At 66.8% G+C, this 19,713-nt stretch carries 15 protein-coding genes; all 15 read right to left on the bottom strand.

Annotation, left to right across the window (positions count from 1 at the left end; genetic code table 11):
- Positions 1-11: 11 nt before the first annotated feature.
- On the bottom strand, positions 12-2,387 hold the full coding sequence (locus GGR61_RS11530; RefSeq protein WP_184621454.1) for an alpha-N-acetylglucosaminidase: 2,376 nt from the start codon (positions 2,385-2,387) through the stop codon (positions 12-14).
- Positions 2,384-5,278, bottom strand: a complete 2,895-nt coding sequence (galA, locus tag GGR61_RS11535) for a beta-galactosidase GalA (protein ID WP_184621455.1) — start codon at positions 5,276-5,278, stop codon at positions 2,384-2,386. The genes GGR61_RS11530 and galA overlap by 4 nt, the downstream gene beginning before the upstream one ends.
- A gap of 159 nt (positions 5,279-5,437) precedes the next feature.
- Positions 5,438-8,146 (bottom strand): TonB-dependent receptor, encoded by a 2,709-nt coding sequence (locus GGR61_RS11540; RefSeq protein ID WP_184407710.1) that lies wholly within the window; start codon positions 8,144-8,146, stop codon positions 5,438-5,440.
- Positions 8,147-8,877: 731 nt separating this feature from the next.
- Positions 8,878-9,597, bottom strand: coding sequence for a type II secretion system protein N (gspN, locus tag GGR61_RS11545; protein WP_184621456.1), 720 nt, complete (start codon positions 9,595-9,597; stop codon positions 8,878-8,880).
- Entirely contained in the window at positions 9,594-10,052 is a 459-nt protein-coding gene (gene gspM, locus GGR61_RS11550) for a type II secretion system protein GspM (RefSeq protein WP_184407712.1), read from the bottom strand. The genes gspN and gspM overlap by 4 nt, the downstream gene beginning before the upstream one ends.
- The gene (gspL, locus tag GGR61_RS11555) at positions 10,049-11,143 is read right to left on the bottom strand and encodes a type II secretion system protein GspL (RefSeq protein WP_184407713.1); all 1,095 of its coding nucleotides are present in this window, start codon (positions 11,141-11,143) and stop codon (positions 10,049-10,051) included. Before gspL ends, gspM begins: the two co-directional genes overlap by 4 nt.
- The gene (gene gspK / locus GGR61_RS11560) at positions 11,140-12,132 is read right to left on the bottom strand and encodes a type II secretion system minor pseudopilin GspK (RefSeq protein ID WP_184621457.1); all 993 of its coding nucleotides are present in this window, start codon (positions 12,130-12,132) and stop codon (positions 11,140-11,142) included. Before gspK ends, gspL begins: the two co-directional genes overlap by 4 nt.
- Positions 12,129-12,731: a type II secretion system minor pseudopilin GspJ gene (gspJ, locus tag GGR61_RS11565; protein WP_184621458.1), complete on the bottom strand. Its 603-nt coding sequence runs from the start codon at positions 12,729-12,731 to the stop codon at positions 12,129-12,131. Before gspJ ends, gspK begins: the two co-directional genes overlap by 4 nt.
- Positions 12,728-13,108 (bottom strand): type II secretion system minor pseudopilin GspI, encoded by a 381-nt coding sequence (gene gspI, locus GGR61_RS11570; protein WP_184621459.1) that lies wholly within the window; start codon positions 13,106-13,108, stop codon positions 12,728-12,730. Before gspI ends, gspJ begins: the two co-directional genes overlap by 4 nt.
- Entirely contained in the window at positions 13,092-13,544 is a 453-nt protein-coding gene (locus GGR61_RS11575) for a GspH/FimT family pseudopilin (RefSeq protein ID WP_260287580.1), read from the bottom strand. Before GGR61_RS11575 ends, gspI begins: the two co-directional genes overlap by 17 nt.
- A 51-nt stretch (positions 13,545-13,595) precedes the next feature.
- On the bottom strand, positions 13,596-14,060 hold the full coding sequence (gene gspG, locus GGR61_RS11580) for a type II secretion system major pseudopilin GspG (protein ID WP_184407718.1): 465 nt from the start codon (positions 14,058-14,060) through the stop codon (positions 13,596-13,598).
- Between the two features lie 28 nt (positions 14,061-14,088).
- Complete coding sequence (gene gspF / locus GGR61_RS11585; protein WP_184407719.1) at positions 14,089-15,291, bottom strand: type II secretion system inner membrane protein GspF; 1,203 nt, start codon at positions 15,289-15,291, stop codon at positions 14,089-14,091.
- Positions 15,278-16,777: a type II secretion system ATPase GspE gene (gspE, locus tag GGR61_RS11590; protein ID WP_260287583.1), complete on the bottom strand. Its 1,500-nt coding sequence runs from the start codon at positions 16,775-16,777 to the stop codon at positions 15,278-15,280. Before gspE ends, gspF begins: the two co-directional genes overlap by 14 nt.
- Before the next feature lie 4 nt (positions 16,778-16,781).
- The gene (gene gspD, locus GGR61_RS11595; protein WP_184621461.1) at positions 16,782-18,866 is read right to left on the bottom strand and encodes a type II secretion system secretin GspD; all 2,085 of its coding nucleotides are present in this window, start codon (positions 18,864-18,866) and stop codon (positions 16,782-16,784) included.
- A complete protein-coding gene (locus GGR61_RS11600) occupies positions 18,863-19,681 on the bottom strand; it encodes a type II secretion system protein N (RefSeq protein WP_184621462.1) in 819 nt (272 codons plus the stop codon). Before GGR61_RS11600 ends, gspD begins: the two co-directional genes overlap by 4 nt.
- Positions 19,682-19,713: the final 32 nt, after the last annotated feature.

Raw genomic sequence — 19,713 nt, forward strand, 5'->3', positions numbered from 1 at the left:
CACGCAGCCGATCATCGAACGGCGCCTTCGGCCGCGCCATGCGTGGTGCCCTGACTCTCGCCTTGCACGTCGCCGCGGACGCCCTGTTGCGCATCCACCTGCGCCAGCAAGCGACCCAGCAGCTTCAGCGGGTCGCGCGGTGGTTGGCGCTGCGGCGCCGTGCCCTGCTCGGCCCAGTCGCGTTCCCACGCGACCAGCTGCGCGTTGACCGCCGCTGCATCGAACGGCGTGCCGGCCTTGCGTGCAGCACGATACGCGCCCAGAAAGCGCGTCCAGCGCTGCAGATAGAACTCCGCGTACATGCCCTGCCACGCCTTGGACGCGTAATCGGCCAGATTGCCGTCGCCGCCCCAGACGCTGACCTGCGCACGCGCATTGCCGACATAGGCACGACGCAATCCGGCATCGTTGCCAGCGGCCGCTGCGGCCTGCCCGGTCCAGTCGGCCAGGGTTTCGTGTTGACCGCCGACCAATGCATCCAGTCCCTGCACCAGTCGCGTGGTGCGCGCCAGCAGCGCATCGCCGCGGGCGAAGTCGCCGGCGTCGTATGCCTGCACAACCGCCTGCAATTGGCGGTCGGCGTGCAGGCTGAGGTAATGCCGCGCGTCTTCGATCAGGTCGTAGCGGTACAACGGCGCATCGGCATAGCGGTCGGCCTGCTGCAGCAAGGCATCGATGGCCCGGCGCAGGCGTTGCGGATCGCCGGGGCGGTCGTCGAAGCCGACGATGTCGGCCGTCGGCCGCTTGAACAGCAGGTAGGCACCGGCACGCTTGTTCCACCAGCGCGGCGACCAGTAACGGGTCTGGTAGATCCCCGCTTCCAGATCCGACCAGGCCTGCAGCACTGCTGCATCGCTGCGGCCGTAGCGCGCACGCGTGTACTGCGCGAGCCATTGCGACCAGGACTGCTGCGGCCCTTCCCAAGCCAGCGCGTAGAGATACTCATAGACCACCGAGTTGCTGTGCAAGCCTTCCGGGAACACCCCAAAGCCGCGCAGATTGCGTTTGTCCGGGTCGGCCAGCAAGGCCTGCAGATCCTGCCGATAGAACGCGAAGTCGCCGTACAGCGGATTGCTGGCACCGTAGTTGTGCACGTAGCCGTAGATCCACTGCTTGTTGTCGAAGGCCTGGGAGGCCTTCCAGGTGCCGGGATAGCGGTCGTTGCCGATGTCCAGCACCATCAACCGCGCATCGGGCACCTTGCCGAGAAATGCGGCGATCGCCTGCGGTTGCCAGAAGTCGCGGTCGGCACCGAACAGCCAGCCCTGCATCACCCAGGTGGCCTGCGGGTTGACCTGCGCGATGGAGCGATACAACGCCTGCCCGTACTCGGCCAGGCGTGCATCGCGTTGCGCTGGCGGTACCGCTTTGGCGCGTGCGGCGTCGGAGTTGGCGATGCCGTCGCCGTACTTGGCGGCGGCCACATCGCTGCCATCGTCGGCCACTGGCGGCAACATTTCGTTGAAGGCATCGGCCAGATAGAACTCGCCTGCGCCATAGGTCTGCGTGTACAGCTCCAGGAACCGCCGCGCGACCTTGGCGAACAATGGATCGCGCGGATCCAGCCAATAGGTTTCGTGAAAGCCTTCCCAGGCACGCATGCGGTAGATGCGCGCCTTCGGATGCGCCTGCGCGAACGCCTTGGGCACGTAGCCGGCAAACGCCGGCAGCACCGGTTGCATGCCCAGCTCGCGCATGCGCGTGAGGATCTGCGTCTGCAGCACGCGCTTGCTGTCGATCCATTGCTGCGGCAGTGGCGCACGATAGCCTTCGATATTGCCCATGCGCTGCCAAGGGGTGAAGGCCGGGCCGGAGAAATACTCCGCCAGCGCCTCATCGCCCACATCGAACTCGCGCCACAGCGCCTGCCAGATGGCTTCCTGCCCTTCCATGGCCAGCGGCATGTCGATGCCGTGCAGTGCCATCCAGTCGATCTCGCGCTGCCAGCGCGGCCAATCCCAGAACGGCGTGGTGTACCCGTAGGTGCAGGTATTGAGATAGGCGCGATGGGCAAACGGCGTACGCACCTGGCCGCTGTTGTAGGCAGGCCATTGCGCCGGCAGCGCCACGCGGTCGCCTTCCCAACTCATCGAGGCCGCGCCGGCCTGACCCAGATACGCGTAGGCGCCACGCGCCAATGCCACCTGCGAGGAGCCGGCAATGCGCACCGTGTCGCCACCGGCATCGATGCGGTACCAGTCTGCGCCATCGCCGCGCGGTGCCACGGTCATCTCGAACTGGGCGGCGCGCGCGCCGATCAGGCGCTGCAGCACCGCCTGCGCAGGCGGCGTGGCCAGCACGGTGACGGGATTGGCGAGCAGCGCGCTCAGCACGGCGCCGGCGAACAGGCGCGCGGGCGACGACAGGGAAAACAGTGAGGCGATCATGGCGAGTTCCGATAATGCACGGTGACGACGTCGTGGAATCCAAACGGTTGATCGGCAGCGACCTGCAGGATCACCGCCAGCGTGCGCGCGCCGGTCGCGGGTGCAAGCGCCAATGTGATCGGCGTGCCGGCCGCCGCCTGCGCGACCGCGCGGCCATCCAGAAACACCTGCGCCGGCCCGCTGAGCCGGCCCAGATCGAGCGTGCCGCCGTGGGCCTGCACGCCTTGCCAGGGCGTGAACTGGGTGCGGTACAACACGTAGCCAGCGCGTTCGGGGGCGGTTTCCAACGTGCCGGGCAGCGTATTGCTCCAGCTGTTGTTGTCGTTGGGGCGGCGCGATAGATCCGGTGCCGGCGGCTGCGCGAAGGCAGCGGTGTGGCGCCAGCTTTCGACCACCATCACCGGCGCCACGATCGGCACTGTGGCTGGTAGCGGGGCTGCCACGCGTGCGATCTCGACCACCGCATCGCGCAGGCCTGCGCTACGCGCCTGCAGCCGTAGCACGCCAGCGCCGCGCCCGGCCTGCACGATCGCCTGCGCCAGCCCGTTGAACAAGGCCACCTGCGTACTCTGATCGGCGGCATGCGCATTCGGGTCGCCATTGCCGACGCCCAGCAAGCGGCCGCCGCTGATCTGCAGCGTCAGCAACGCATTGCAATCGGGTACGTGGCGGCCCTGCGCATCCAGCGCTTCCAGCGTCAGCGGTTGCGCGTCGCGACCATCGCCACGTAGCTGCGTGCGGTCGGGCGTGAGCCGCAGCGCGACCGCTGCGCCGGTGGTTTCCACCCGCGTTCGCGCCACCTCGCGCCCGTCGCGCCAGGCCACCGCTTCGAGCACGCCTGGCGCATAGTCCACCTGCCACCGGTTCATCTGCGCGCGATCCACCGCCTGTTTTCCCAGCGAGCGGCCGTTGAGCCACAGCTCCACCTGCGCGGCATTGCAGAACGCCATCACCTTGATCGGCTGGCCTTCGCGTCCGCGCCAGTTCCAGTGCGGCAACAGGTGCAGCACCGGCGCGTCGTCGATCCACAACGCACGGCGCAACCAATACGCCCCCTTGGCAAATCCGCATTGGTCCATGATGCCGAAGAACGATCCCACCGACGGCCATTCGAACGGCGTGGGCTCGCCGCGATAATCGAAGCCGGTCCACACGAAACTGCCGGCGACGAACGGGCGTTCGGCGATCAGCTGCCAGGCGCGCCGATGGGTATTGCCCCAGTCGGCCGCCAGGCTGTCGTCCTCGGCCACCACGTGCGCGTCCAGGTCGGTGAACCAGGCGCCACGCGTCTGGAAGGCGCTGGTGTCCTCGCTGGACAGCATCGGCGTGCGCGGCCGCGCGGCATGCACGCGGTCGTAGTTGAACTGGCGATAGTTGAAACCGAGTACATCCACCACATCGGCCGCGCCGCGCGTGGCGAACATGCCATCGTTCATGCCGGCGGTGATCGGGCGGGTGTCGTCGAGCGCACGCACGGCGCTGGCGGCGCGCGCCATGATCGCGTAACCGACTGCGGTGCCCTGCAGCGGCTCTTCGTTGAGCAGCGACCACAGGAACACGCTGGGATGGTTGCGCTGGCGCCGCACCATGTTGCGCAATAGCGCCACATACTCGGGCGCCGGATTGAACAGGCGGTTCTCGGCCATCACCAGCATGCCGAGCCGGTCGCAGGCCTGCAGCAGTTCCGGCGCCACCGCATGATGCAGGCGGATGGCATTGCAGCCCATCGATTTCAGGCGCTGCAGACGAAATGCATGCAACGCATCGGGCAGTGCCACGCCGACGCCGGCATGGTCCTGATGCAGGCACACGCCCTTGATCTTGAGCGCGCGACCATTGAGTAAGAAGCCGTGGTCGGCATCGAAGCGCAGGCTGCGAAAACCGATGTCGCACTCGGCACGATCGTTGCGGCCGTCTGCGCCGCGCACGTTGGCCTGCACGCGATACAGCACCGGCGTGTCCACGCTCCAGCGCTGCGGCTGCGGCACCGACAGGTTGATCGCGGCCTGCGCGTTACCGAACGCGGCGACGCGCAGTTGCGTCTCGCCGTGCGCCACCACAACACCGTGTGCGTCGTGCAGCGCCACATCCACCCATGCCTCGGCAGGCTGCTGGCCGCTGTTGACCAGCTCCAGCTGCACCGGCATCTGCCAGACGTCGCCCGGACCCTCGCGCGGCACCGCTGCCAGGCCATCGCCGGCGATATGCAGGGGTGCACGCAACACCAGCCAGGTGTGCCGATAGATGCCGCCGCCTTCGTACCACCAGCCATCCATCGCCTCGGCATCGACACGGATGGCGATGCTGTTCAAGGCATTGCCGTAACGCGCGACCGGCGTGAGGTCGATGACCAGCCCGTTGTAGCCGCTCCAACTGCGCGCCATCAGCATGCCGTTGACCCACACGGTGGCGTGGCTGGCGATGCCGTCCAGACGCAGCTCCAGCGCCTGGCCGCGCACGGACGCGTCCAGCCGCAGCGTGCGCCGATACCAGGCAATCCCGCGCGGGCGATAGCCTTGCGCGATATTGGCGTCGGCGCTTACCGCCTGTTCCACCACAAAATCATGCGGCAGTTGCAGCTGTCGCCAGCCGGTATCGTCGAAGTCCGGTGCCGCCGCGCCCCAGGCCCGGCCCGCCTTGGCATTGTCGTAGGTCTCGTCCTGCCCGACCAACGGCGGGAACGGCAGGTCGCCGGCATGGAAGCGCCAGCCTTCGTCCAGATCCAGCCATTGGCCGTTGTCCGCTGTGGCCGCTGCGACTGGCGCGGGACGCGGTGTCCCGCTGCTGCCCGTGCGCCCCGAGGCAGCGCTCGCCATGCCGGGTACCAACGCCGGAACGCCGAGCAGCGACGAGGCACAGACGCTTCCGGCGAGGAAATCACGCCTGCGCATGGCAGCACCGAATCGACCGCAGCGCATGCGCGCCAGGCAGCAGGCGTCGCGCAGCGGCGTCCGGTAGGTCAGGTGCCGGCACAGCCACCGCAGCGACGCATGCGCTGCCTGCTGCCGCACGCAGCGCTACACGCTGGCGCAGCGATCGCTCAGCCACCATCAAAGCATGTCCCACTGCATCGACAGGTAGTAGCTGCGGCCGGTGACGCCGGTCATTTGCCAGCGGCTGGGGATGTCCTTGTACGCCTCCTCGGTGCGGTTGGTGAGGTTCAGGCCACCTAGCTGGAAACTCAGCTTGTCGTTGACCTGATAGCCAAGCACCGCATCCAGCTGCGTGCGCGCCTTCATGGTATGGCCTTCGCGGGCGAAGAAGCTGTCGCTGCTGTCCTGTTCGTACTCACTGCGATGGTTGAGCGAGACGCGCGCCGAATAATGTTCGCTCTCCCAGTATGCGGTGGCGTTCCAGGTCTGTTCGGACAGGTTGCGGATCTGGAACGCGGTGCCGCGCTGCGGAATCACCCGGGTGAAGTTGGAGGTCACGCCGAAGCCGTCGATCGGCAACCAGGCATCCAGCGATTGCGTCCAGCCAAGCTCGTAACCGCGGATCTTGACCTTGCTCGGATCGTTGGCGGTGGCGGTGATCTCGTAGATATCGCCGCCACTGTCCACGCAATCGCCGGCCGCATTGCTGGACAGCGCAGTGCCGTTGAACGTTGTCGGGCATACGATGCTGTTGAAGGTGCCGTTCTTGATGTTCTTCCAGAACCCGGCCACGGTCAGCGCGCCGCCGTTGCCGTAGTACCACTCCAGGCTCAGGTCGGCCTGCTCGGCGGTCAGCGCCTTCAGGTCGGTCTGGCCCTGGGTGACGAAAAACGTGGTGGTGCCGCCGGTGTTGGTGCCGGTGGAGATCGTCGAGGCGATGGCGGTATTGCTGTCCAGAATCGGCCGCACCAGCACCTTGGCGGCGGCAAACCGCAGCAGCAGGTCCTCGCGCATGTCCAGCACCAGATTCAAGCTGGGCAACCAGTTGGAATATTCGTACGGCGCACGCGCGGTGCCGATCACCAGGTTGGCATCGTCGCTGGCGGCCTGCGCCTGGGTCAGGTAGGTATCGGTGGTGCGCTTGGTGTTTTCGTAGCGCATGCCGACATTGCCGCGCAGGCGCATGCTGCCGATATCGGTATCGATGCGCGCCATCGCATACGCGGACGAGATATCGTTTTCGATGCTGTAGCTGCTTTGCGGCGCGAACAGCACCGGCACGGTGATGCCCGCAGCGGCCAGCGAGCGCGCATAGGCGTCGATGTCCGGGGTGACCCAGCTGTCCTGCGAGGCGAGCTGCCCGTCGAGAAAATTATTGACCGTGCTGTTGGCGGCCGACAGTTCCGGGAACATGTCGAAACCGGAGACGGCACCGGTCCTGAGCAGATACAGAAAATCGCGCCGGCGCACGTCGCGCTCGAAGGTTTCGCGGCGGTATTTGGCACCGAAGCGCACCGCATTCAACGCGCCCATGTCCAGATACCGCTCGGCATCCAGTTGCAGCGACCATTCCTTGTTGCTGAGCGACTGGATGGAACCGTTGGGATATTCGCTGCGCACCAGATTGGCCTTGTCCCAGGCGCTGGCATCGGTGGCGTCGGCATCGGTGGTCAGCGAGATCGCGTCGGAATTGGAGGTATCCAGCAGTGTCGAGGTCGGCTTGCGGCCCAGGATCGCCGCGCGTTCGTTCTCGTCGGTCTTGCCCTGGGTGTAGTTGGCCGCGCCGCTGAGGGTCCAGGCATCGCCCTTCCACTTGAAGTCGTAGGTGAGCAACTGCGTGGACAGGTCGTGTTGTTCGATCTGGCGATTGTTTTCCAGCCAGTAGTCCGATGCCGACACCTGGGTGGCGGTCAGTCCGTTGGTCTGCAGCACCGTCAGCGGGTTGCGCTCGAACGAGTACACCAGCTGATTCATGTCGTTGGCGGTCCTGTCCTGCGAATACAGCGCCGTGAGGTTCATTTCCAGCTGGTCGTTGGGCTTCCACTGCAAGCCGCCGTTGAACATCTTGCGCGTGGTTTCGCGCTCGATCGAGCGATAGCGCGGACGGCGCGGGATATACAACGTGCCGGCGTCGGTTTCCTGTGTATACCACCGGTCGATCCACAGATAATCGGCGCGGTCCTTGAGCTTCTGATAGCCGGCACTCAGGAACACGCCCACATTGCCGTCGCCGACCTTGAACTGGTCGATATAGGTCAGCACGCCCTTGGGCGTGGGCGAGCCGCCGGCGAATTCGGCGTACTGGGTCTTGGCCGAGAACAGCAGCTTGGTCTGTTGATAGTCCAGTGGCTTGGTGGTGTTGATGTTGACCGTGCCGGACAGGCCGCCGGCATCCATGTCCGCCGAGGGCGACTTGATCACCTCGATCCCGGCGGCCACTTCCGGCTGGATGATGTCGTAGCGAAACCCATCGGTGAAATCGGCGCTCTTGATCACCTGTCCGTTGATGGTGGTGGCCGAGTACTGCGGCCCCAGACCGCGCACGCTGATGGTGGAGCCACGCCCGTTGATGGTGGAGATCTGCACGCCGGGAATGCGCTGGATCGCTTCGGCGATATTTTCGGCGGGGAATTTGCCGATGTCCTGCGCCGAGATGCCATCGGTCATGCGCACGTCGTCGCGCTTGTTGTCCATCGCAGTGATCAGACTCTTCTGGTACGAGCTGGTGACCTTGACCGTGTCGAGCTGGGAAATCGGCGCAGGATCGGCAGGCGGCGACTCCTGCGCCTGCGCTGCGCCGCCACAGGCAAGCAGCGACAGTGCGATGGCAATGGACAGGGAGGAAGGCGAGCAACAGCGCACGGCGGCACGGGACACGGACGGCATAGGAGTTCCTGGTTGGAATGGCTGGACGACAACGCGACTGGCATTCCGATTGACCAGCGATCAACAGACCGACACGGCGGCAAACACCACCCGACGCGCACAGGCCAGCCGCCCCGGATATCCGGAACCGCCTGCGATCTGTTGTTTGCAAACACCCCGTACGGCCCCCCGTGGGTGCCGATGTCACGCCCCCTTCCCAGGACCGGACACCGCAAACCGTTGCTGATCAACGGTCCTGATTGGCAAATACCAATTCAGTGGTTTCGATTCTTATGGTCTTTAAAAGATTGTGTCAACAGTCACTGATGAAAGCGTCTGCCGGAACGGGATACCCGATGACGAAGCCTTTTCCAGCAGGGATTTCGTCAATCTGCGTGGGGGAAGGCGGATCGACGCGGGGCATCGTTGTCATGGGACCAGTCAGTTACCAATTTATCGAGACCAGACCAATCGTGGCGCTGCGGCCGGCGGCCGGCTCCCTGTAGCTGCTGCGAACCAGGTCACAGTGCGTCAATCACACGCATCAGCACGGTCGAAGCGGGCAAGCGTGCCTCGCCAGCATGGCGCGCCGGGGAACGGATGACTCAAGCGAATCAGCTGGAGACAACGTTGTCAGCGATCGCGTCGCTCCATCGCCGGTACGGACCACCGACAAACTCCAGACAGGCGCATGCGCGTACTCACCGCAGGCGGGTAAGGCTGCGCACATTGGCGTGCAGCGCAAGCTCGCCTCAGTACAGCTGCCCTTGATCGGTGCGCACCAGCATGCGTTCGGGCGTGGCGGCAAAGCCGAGCAGTTGCAGGCCCATGGCCAGCGCGGCGTCCTGGCCCGGGTCCACGCGCGACTGCAACTGCCAGCGACCATCGCGCTGCAGGCGCAACTCGGCGCTGAGCTGCATGCCCTCGGGCACGCCGCCATCGGGCATCAGCGCCAGCACCACTGCCGCGTCCACGCACTGCGGACTACCCCGCAGCCGTAGCGGCAACAGCCCCACCGCTTCGCCGCGTTCGTTGGGCAGGAGCTGCACCGCAACGTCGCCGCCGGCCTGCATGCAGCGCGTGCTGTCGAACAGCGCACGCACATCGCGCAGGTCGATCGACACATCCATCAAGGTCACCCCACCCGGCTTGCGCAGCAACAGCCGCCCATTGGCCTGCTCCACGCCGTGACGTGCGCCCTGCAGCGCTACCAGATGTGCGCTGGCCGAGCTCAGCTGCAGCTTGCGCTCGCCGCGCAGCAGCGGCAACGGATGCAGGCGCACGCCGACATCGCCAAGCTCCATCGTGTTCCAGGTCACCGCACGCAGGGTGCCGTTCCAGACCGAGCCCTGCACGTCCAGCGCAGAGAACGGCAAATCCCTGGTGGGCAGCACCCAGCGCAGCGGCAAGGTAGCGATCACGCCACCGATCAGCAACGCCAGGACCAGCAACATCCAACGGACGACGTTCATGCTGCCACCTCCGGGAACACGCAACGCACCTGCAACTGGCCATCGCGGCGGGTGATGGTGAGCTCGCTTGGGGCCAGGTTGTCGCGCTGGCGCAGTTGCTCGAGCCAGGCGAACAAGACGGCGCTGGCGACCGCATCGATCTGCAGTTCGAGCGCGCCGGTCGCACTACGGCCTTGCCTGGTGATGGCGATGCCGGCGTCTTGCGCGCTCTGCAGGACACGCGCAAGTGGAACAGGGCCGGACGCGCTGCGCTGTGTGGCGCGCGCGCGCAGCGCTGCCTGCGCGGCGAGGTCATAGCGCGCCTGCGCACTGCTGTGCCAATGCCGCAACGGCACCACCACGGCATACCAGGCTACGCATGCGGCCACCGCCAGCAGCATGACCGTGAGCATGATCCGCTCGCGCGGTGCGCGCGCCTGCCACCAAGCGTGCGTGCGCTGCTGCAGGTTGCTCATCGCGGTGGCTCCAGTTGCAGCGGGGTACGCACTCTATCGTCCTGCGCCTGGCTGGCGCCGGCTTGCAACTGCCAACCGGCGCGGCTCAACTGTGCAGACAGCTGCTGCAACTGGGCCGCGTCGTCATGCACCAAGGTGACACGTAGCGGGCCGGCGTGCCGATACGCCAGCGTGTCCAGTTCTGCACCCGGTACGGCCTCCACGGCCGCAAACAGCGTTGCCAGTTGCGTGGCGAACGTGCTCGCTGTGGCAGCGCCATGCTGCGGCGTTGCGGCCGCATGCGGATCGGCAGGTGGTTGCACGCCAGGCATGGCTGCACTGCGCCGTTGCAGCAGCTGCGCCCCGGTCTCGTACCGCACGGTCTGCGCCAGCAACAGCAGCAACGGGGAAATCGCCAGCACCACAAGCAGGATCGCCAGCTTGCGCGTGGTGAGGCCGGCGCGCGCCTGGGTTGGCGCGGCAAACCGGTGTTGCCGCAGATTGATCGGCACCACCGCGGCATGCCGTGCGAACAGTGCGATGGCATGCTGCGGATCGGGGTTCGGTGGCAGCGACGGCGTAACTGGCTGCGTGGCGAGCAGCAGCTCGGCCAGCGGCGGCTCCAGACTGCAGGCCATCTGCGCACCATGCATTAGCCAGCGCCCATCCCACTGCACGAGCGTGGCCGCGTGGTCGGCGTCTGCGCCAGGCAGCAACAGACACTCCGGCACCACCGCGTCGGGCACCACGCCCAGGCGTGCCGCGCGCTCCAGCCACTGTTGCATCACCTCCGCCTCCACTGCGGCGACCAGGCGCATGCCGTCGGCGTCGGCGCTGTCGGCAATCACCACATGCACCGTTTGCGCATCGGTGGCCAGATGCTCGGCCAATTGCAGGCGTGCGGCAGCCACCGACTGGGCGACGCTGCGGCCCGGCAAGCGCATCCAACGCAGATGCACGTGCGTACCCGGCACCACCAACACGGTGCGCGCGGCGGGGTCGTGCAACGCGCCGCCGGTGCCCTGCGCCAGTACCCGCCCCTGCGCATCAACGCGCACAGCGATGGCCTCGGTGGCCGCGTCGGCCGGCAGCAACACCAGGGTGGTACTCATTCGTCGGAACTCCATTGGCGTGCCACCAGCCGCACGCGGCCGGCCGGTTCCTGCTGCAGCAAGGCATCCAGCACGACCTGCGCGCCGGCATGGTCGACCTGGCTGAGAAGAGAAAAGTAGGAGGTGCGCAGTTGCAATTGTTCGAACACCGCATCGGAAAGACCGGCCTGCATCAATGCAGGCTGGCTCAAGAACGTCTTGGCGTCGCGCCAGCCGCCGGCCGGCCGCGCCGCGATGACACGTCGTGCCGCCGGCAATTCCAGCGCCCCGTCGCTCAATGCCACCAGCACCGGCGCGTCTTCCAGTCGCAGGGTATTGATGTTGATCGGCGATAACCGCCCTTCCGGCAATGCGCACACATACGGCCGCAGTTGCGCGATCACCTGTGGCGTGTAGCCGACGATGGCGCGGAGCTCGCTGACGCCTGCCAGCAAGGCGGCCCCGGTGCGTGACGGCACCGCTGACTGGACGTAGCGATCGTCCTCGGCGCCTTGCGCACCGGGCTGGCTGTCGCTGTCGATCCAGTCCACCAGCGCATCGGTCAACGCCTGTGACTGTTGCGGTGCGATGCCAAGCACCTCCAGCAATGCGCGGTACTGGCGTGCGCCAGCGTCGCTGCGCTGCCATTGCTCGGTGGCGCCGAACACCACGCTGTTGAGGTTGAAGCAGCCGCCGCGGTCGCGCAGACGCACGCTCACCAGGCCATCGTCCAGCGGGAAGCTGATCGGCTGATCGCTCCAACCGCCGTCCAACGTGGTACGCAACGGATCGCGCCTGGCCAACGCCTGCAAGCGCTGGCGCGCGATGGTTTCGGTGCCCAGCGCATACCACTGCGCCTGGGTCATCGCTTCGCCATTGCCGCTGCGGCGCAGGCCGAAGCGCAGGTCGTCCAGCACCGCGACCATCAGCAGCGTCATCACCGCAACCAGCAACAACACCGTCAGCAACGCGACGCCGCGCTGCCGGCGACTGGAACGTAGCACCTTCATCCGCGCCCCTCCGGCAGCAGGAACAACTGGCGCACGCGCCCCCATTGCTCCAACTCCAACTCCAGCGCTATCGCATCCGGCAGCGCTTCCAGACCGCCACTCCAGCCGTCGCTCCATTGCGCGCGATAGTGAAACGCCACCGCCGCAGAACGAACGCCGCGCAGCAATACCTGTGGTGTGCCGGCCGCCGTGCCGTCGAGCGCAGGACGCGCACTGCGCTCCAGCCGGCCATCGATGACGCGGTACTCGACATATTGCAAGGACGCGCGCGGCGCCTGATCCGGGTTGCTCCAGCCGCGTCGCACGAAGCCGAACAAGGGTCCGGACACGCCCGGCGGGCTGGCCACAAATGCCGTGCGTGCAGCGCCACCATCGCGATGGCGGGTCCGCCGCACGGCAGCCTGTTGCAGATCGCTCCGCAACAGGCCATGGGCCAGTTGAAACTCGCGGATCTGCTGCAGGCGCGCGCGCACGGCGTCGCGCTGGTCGATGCTCTGCCGCATCACCACCACTGACGCTGCAGCCACCAGCGCGAATACCGCCAATGCGACCAGCAGTTCGATCAGGGTGAAGCCGGCAGTGCGACGTCGGCAGTTCATTCGGTGCTCCGCAACACGCTCAGGCCGTCGATTTCCTGCACCTGGCCCGCCGCGCGCACCTGCACCTCGATGCGCACCATGCCGGCAGTGCCTGCCGGTAGCGCCCGGCGCTGCCAGTCCCAGCTGCGTTCGCCCAGCGTTTCCTGCCCGGCTGCCGGCGCCAATGCTGCGGCCGTGGGCGCAAGCATCGCCTCGATCGCCTGATTCTCCACAACCACTGCCGCGAGCGCGCGTTCTTCCAGCACCACCGCAGTGCGCGTGCTTTCGCCGGAGAGATTCAACAAGCCCACCACCGCCATGCCGAAGATCGCCAGCGCGACCAGCAGTTCGAGCAGCGAGAATCCTGCGCTATGTCTTGGATTACTGGCGTGGCGCATCGACCCGCACCACGCCGGCAGCATCCACCATCACCTGCACCTGCTGCCGGCCATCGGCCAGCGCAATGCGTTGCGGCGTCGCCGCGCCGGTGGGATCGAAGCGCACGCTGAGTTGGTTGCCGCCCGCCGGCAATCTCGCCTGCACGCCGGCCGGCCAGCGCACGCCAGCGAACGGTTTGTCATCCAGTGGCACCCAGCGCTGTTGCGCCTGACGACGAAACGCGTAACCGCCGGCATCGATGGTCACCTCGACCATGCGCAGGCCCAGGATCGCCTCGTCGCGCGCATTGACCAGCGCACTGGCCAACGCATCGGCCTGATCTTGCAGATCGCGCCGCGTGTCGGGCAAGGTCAGCACCACCAGCGTACTGGCCAGCGCGGTGATCACCAGCACCGCGAGCAGTTCGAGCAGGGTGAAGCCACGCATGCGCGGCATGCGCACGCGTGGTCGCCTTGCAATGGACGGTTGCAAACGCACGGCAGTGACTCAGCGCCAGTTGCCGATATCGGCATTGTCGGCATCGCCGCCTTCTGCCCCGTCGGCACCCAACGAGTACACGTCGAAGCCGCCATTGCGGCCGGGACGACGGTATTGATACGCATGCCCCCACGGATCTTCCGGCAGCCGGCGGATATAACCACCCTGGCGATAGCGCTCCGGCCGGGTCAATCCGCCCGGTGCAGTGAGCAGGGCCTGCAGGCCTTGTTCGGTGGTGGGATAGCTCAGGTTATCCAGGCGATAGGTCTCCAGCGCCTGCTCCAGCACGGCGACGTCGGCGCGCGCTTTCTCCACCATCGCGCGGTCCTGGCTGGGCATCACGTTGATCATCACCACGGTGGCGAGCAGGCCGATGATGACGATGACCACCATCAACTCGACCAGGGTGAAACCGCGTGCATGTCCGCGCTGGGCGAGCGAGCCGATACGTGCACGGGAATGGATGGACTGCATGACGATCTCCGAAGATGGGCGGCTGCGCTCAACCAAGCGCAAGAGTGTTGAATTGCAGGATGGGCAGCAGGATCGACAGCACGATCACCGCCACCACGCCGCCCAGCAGCACGATGATGACCGGCTCCAGCAGGCTCATCGCCGCAGTGGTGAACGACTCGAACTCGCGCTCCAGATAATCGGCGGCGCGTTCCAGCATCGGCGCCAGGCGCCCACTGTTTTCGCCGCTGGAGGCCATGTACAGCAGCGTTGGCGGGAACACACCGGCACGCTTCATCGCCGCCGCCAGGCTGCCGCCTTCGCGGATGGCGGTGACCATGCTGTCGGTGGCCAGGCGCAGCGCGCGGTTGTCCACGGTGCGTGCGGCGATCATCAGGCCTTCCATCAGCGGCAAGCCGCTGTTGACCATGATCGCCAAGGTGCGTGCCATGCGTGCGGCATGCAGGTCGCGGATCAGCCGGCCGAGCAAGGGCGCGCGCAAGAGCAGGCGATCGGCCGCCAATCGCAATGCGGGACGCTTGAGCAGGCGCAGCGCTGCAATCACCGCAACGACCAACGCAAGCAGCAGCGGGATGCCCGCATGCAGCAGGAAATTCGACACCCCGATCACCGCACGCGTCAGCCAGGGCAGTGCGCGCCCCATCGAATCGAACTGGTCCACCACCTTGGGCACCACGAAGGTCATCAGCACGATGACCACCGCACCGGCCGTCAAGGCCAATGCGGCCGGATAGACCAGGGCGGATTGCAGCTTGCTGCGCACCTGGGCTTGCCGTTCGAGCAGGTCGGCCAGGCGTTCCAGCACCTGCGGCAGGGCGCCGGCACTTTCGCCTGCGGCCACCATCGCCCGATACAGCGGGGGGAACGCGTTGCCCTGGCGTGCCATCGCATCGGACAGACGAAAGCCTTCGACCACCAACCCATGCGTCTGGCTGGTGACCCGACGCACGCCACGGCGTTCGGACTGCGTCCCGATGGTGCGCAATGCCTCTTCCAGCGGTGCGGTCTCCACCAACGTGGCGAGCTGGCGGGTGAACAGCACCAGATCCTTACCGCTGAAGCGCGCCGGCCGCGCCGTCGTCGTGGCGACCGCCGCAGCCGCTTCGACGCGCACCGGCAGCCACTGCCGCCGCTCCAGCTGCGCACGCGCACCCTGCACGCTGTCGGCGCTGATCACGCCCTGGCGGCTCTGCCCATGCAGGTCGAGCACGGTGTAGTCAAACCGCGGCATCGGCCTGATCCTGCTGACGGGTCACGCGCAGCGCTTCTTCCAGCGTGGTCAGACCTTGCAGCACGGCGGCGCACGCGGCATCGCCCAGCCGCTCTGCGCGTGCGAACGCCGTTGCGGCCAGTGCCTCTTCGTCGGCGTTGTCGCCGATCAGCCGACGCATCGCATCGTCCACCGCGATGGCTTCGTAGATGCCCACCCGCCCGGCATAGCCGCTGTGATGGCAGGCGCTGCACCCCACCGCGCTGTAGAGCGTCGCAACGCCAACTGCATCATCATCGACAGCGAGCATCTGTCGCGCCGACGCATCCAGCGGGCGCGGCGTGCGGCAGTGCGGGCACAGGCGCCGCACCAGGCGCTGCGCCAGGATCAAGCGCAGACTCGATGCAAGCAGAAACGGCTCGATGCCCATGTCGCGCAAGCGCGTGACCGCACCCACCGCATCGTTGGTGTGCACGGTGGACAGCACCAGATGACCGGTGAGGCTGGCCTGCACGGCGATCTGCGCGGTCTCGGTGTCGCGGATCTCGCCGATCATCACCACGTCCGGGTCCTGCCGCAGGATGGCGCGCAAGCCGGCCGCAAACGTCATGCCGACACGCGCATTGACCTGGGTCTGGCCGACGCCGTCGATGGCGTATTCCACCGGGTCTTCCACCGTGAGGATATTGCGCGAGCCATCGTTGAGCAGGCTCAGCGCCGCATACAGCGTGGTGGTCTTGCCCGAGCCGGTCGGGCCGGTCACCAGCACGATGCCGTTGGGCACCTGCAAGGCGCGCTGCACCGTGTGCATCACCGCAGCCGGCATGCCCAACTGCGTCAATGACAGCGTGCCCTGCTCCTTGTCGAGAATACGCAGCACCACCCGCTCGCTGCTGCGGGTCGGCAGCGTGGACACGCGCACATCCAGTGCCTTGGCGCCCATCACCAATGACACACGGCCATCTTGCGGAATGCGTTTTTCGGCGATGTCCAGGCGCGCCATCACCTTGACGCGCGACACCAGCAGCGGCGCGATGCGTCCGGGCAAGGTGGCCGCCTCGCGCATCACGCCATCCACGCGCAACCGTACGCGCAGGTGCGATTCGTAGGATTCCAGATGCACGTCCGAAGCGCCCAGGCGCGCGGCCTCGGCGATGATGCCGTTGATCAGGCGGATGATCGGCGCATCGTCCTGGCTGTCGAGCAGGTCGGCGGTGGGGATATCGTCGATCAACGAATCCAGGCTGCCGTGCAGATCCAGCGCTTCGACCTGCACGCCCTGCTCCAGGCCGGCATCGGCATAGATCTCCGACACATGCCGGTCGAACACCGACGGGGCCAGGGTGCGCACCTGCAGCGGCATGCCCAGCGCACGCCGCAGCTCGATCAAGGCCTGCACATCGCCGCCTTCGCGCAGGCCGATCTGCGCGGCGCTATCGCTGCCGAGCAGCACCACGCCGTGACGCTTGGCGAATGCATAGGAAATGCTGGTGCGCACGCTGCTCATGGCATCAGCGCTGCGATGGACGCGCGCCGGGCGCAGGTGCTGTTGCCGGTGTCGGTGCTGGCGCAACCGACGCGGGTCCGGCCGGCAGCTGCGGCGGCTGCGCACGCAGATAGTCGCGTACCAGCGCATCGAGCGCGGCTTCCGGGTCGCCATCGGCCAGCTGGCGATCGCGCAGATAGGTGTAGCGCGGTGCGGTCATGCGCTGCGCATCGGCCGCATCGCGGATGATGGTCGGGCGGATGAACACCATCAGGTTGGTCTTGTCGCGGTTGCGCGACTTGTGCCGGAACAGCGCGCCCAGACCCGGCACGTCGCCGAGCAACGGCACTTTCTCCACGGTCTGGCGATCGTTCTGATCGAGCAGGCCGCCCAGCGCGACGATGGCACCGTTTTCCACCACCACGCGTGTTTCGATCTGGCGCTTGTTGAACACCAGTTCCGAGGACTGCGTGCTGACCGGCCCGGCGATGGCCGAGACTTCCTGCTTGATCGCCAGGGTGATGCCGCCGGCGGTATTGATCTGCGGGCGCACTTCCAGTTCCACGCCCACGTCCTGCCGCTGGATGGTGCGGAACGGGTTGTCGTTGGCCGCGCCCAGCACTTCGCCGGTGGTGATCGGCACCTCCTGGCCCACCAGGATGCGTGCCTGCTCGTTGTCCAGGGTCATGATCGACGGGGTCGACAACAGGTTGGAGCCGGTATCGCTCTTGACCGCATCGATGATCATGCCGAACACCGCATCGTTGCTTTGCCCGGCCAGGCCGATCAGGCCGCCACTCAACCCCAGCAGCGATTGCGCGGCGACATTGCGCGCCTGTTCCAGCACCGAATCGTCTTCGCCGTTATTGCTGCGCGTGCCGGCAGCGGCCGCAGCCAGCGGCACGATGCCCGGCGCTGCGCCGCTGTACTGCGTGGCGATCAACGGCACCGTGCCATTGCGGCCAGCCAGCAGCAGCTGCACGCCCAGGCGCTTGGCGGCGGTGTCGGAGATCTCCACCACGATCGCTTCCACCAGCACCTGCTCGCGATGCACGTCCAGCTGGCGGATCACATCCATCAAGGCGCGCTGGGTTTCAGGATCGGCATTGATGATCAAGGCATTGGAGCCGGGATACCGCACGATCACCGGGCGCTTGCCGGCCGCCGGTGCGATCACCTGCGTCTGCGCAACGCCGGCAGCGGCCGCCACATCCACCGCGTTCGATCGTGTCTCCTGCCCAGGCTGCGCGTCGTTGCCTGGCGTCTGCCCGACCAGTTGCTGCAGCACCGGGAGCAATTGCTCGGCGCTGGCGTGTTGCAGACGCACCACGCTGACATCGCCACGCCGTTCGGCGCGCCCGTCCAGATCCACCGCAGTGCGCACCACGCGCTGCACCAGTGCCGGATCGCCGCGCACGATCAACGAATTGCTGCTTTCCACCGGCAGGATCGACAACACTGCGCTGCGCTCGCCGGCCTGACCGAACAACGAGGTCAGGGTACGTGCCAGCTCCTGCGCAGAACTGTTGCGCAGGGTCAGCGTGTCGATCGCCGCACGGTCGGTATCGATCTGCGCCACCAGGCCACGGATGCGGCGCAGGTTGTCGGCGTAGTCGGCAATCAACAGGCTGTTGCCTTGCGGCATCGCCATGATGACGCCGCCGCGTCCTACCAGCGGCTTGAGGATTTCGGCAGCACTGCGCGCATCCACGCGTTGCAGCGTGAACACCTGGGTGGCAAAGCCGAGGTTGCCGCTGGCCGCACTGCCCGGCTGCTGCGCGGCAGTGTCGTCGGGAATGATGCGATACGTCGACGGCCCGCTGGACACTGCGATCAGGCCATTGGCACGCAGCACCGCCAGCAGCATGCCGAGCAGGTCCGCTTCGCTCATCGCCTGCGCGCGTGCCACATTGACCGTGCCCTGCACGCGCGTGTCCACGATGAAGGTGATGCCGGTGGCGCGCGAGACATCCTGGATGAAGGCGCGCAGGTCAACGTCCTGCATGCGCACGGCGGGCGCGTCGGCAGCCTGCAGCGCCGTCATCGGCACGGCGGGCAGCACCAGCAACAAGGTGGCCGAAAGCAGCCAGAGCGGGCGAACAGCGATCATTGCGGGCGCTTCAAGGTCATGGTGTGGGTCTGGCCATCGCGGCGATAGGTGAGCGTGGCCGCCTGGCCGCCGCGCAGTTCGTCCTGCAGCTCGCGCAGATGCTCGGCATCGAGCGTGCGGCCGTTGATCTGGGTCAGCACATCGCCCGGCGCCAGGCCGGCCTGGCGCAGCAATGCGCCATCGCCACGCGGCATGACGGTGAAGCCACTGCCGTCCTCGCTGGCACGCAGGCCGGCGCTGGTCAGCAGTTGCTGCGGGTCCACGGCAGTCGCTCCGGCAGGAGCAGCGGCGGCGCCGACATTGGATACCGCTGCAGGCGCAGCCGTGGTTGACGTGATGGTCGCGCTGGGTGATGGCGTTGCTGCAGTCCCCGTGGCGACGACCTCGGCCAATGCCAGACGCTGCACGCCGGCACCGGTCCGCAGCAGCACGTGGTCGGCGGCGATCGCCTGCACCACCACACCAGGCAAGACGCCGTCACCGACGCGGTACGCGCCCTGCCGGCCATCACCATGGCTGAGAAATGCTGCCGCCTGGGTACCGCCGGCGCGCACGCCATGCAGGACGATGCCCTCACTGTTGCCATCGCCAACGCGGCGAAAGAACACATCGCGGCGCAATGCAGACAGGTCGGCATCGGCATCTGCGGCAAGCTGTGCGGTGCCCACGGGCCCGATCGGCGTGATCAGCAACCACAGCAGGCGCAGGCACTGCACTGCCAGCAAGGCGACCATCACCCACACCACCGCAGCGCGCACGCCACGCGCCGACAGAATGGTGTTGAAGGTGGGCGAAAGGCGCTGCAAGGCGGACATCCGTCATCAGGATTGCGGTCGGATGACAGAAT

This window comes from Xanthomonas sp. 3058 (assembly GCF_014199765.1).
Lineage (GTDB): Bacteria > Pseudomonadota > Gammaproteobacteria > Xanthomonadales > Xanthomonadaceae > Xanthomonas > Xanthomonas campestris_B.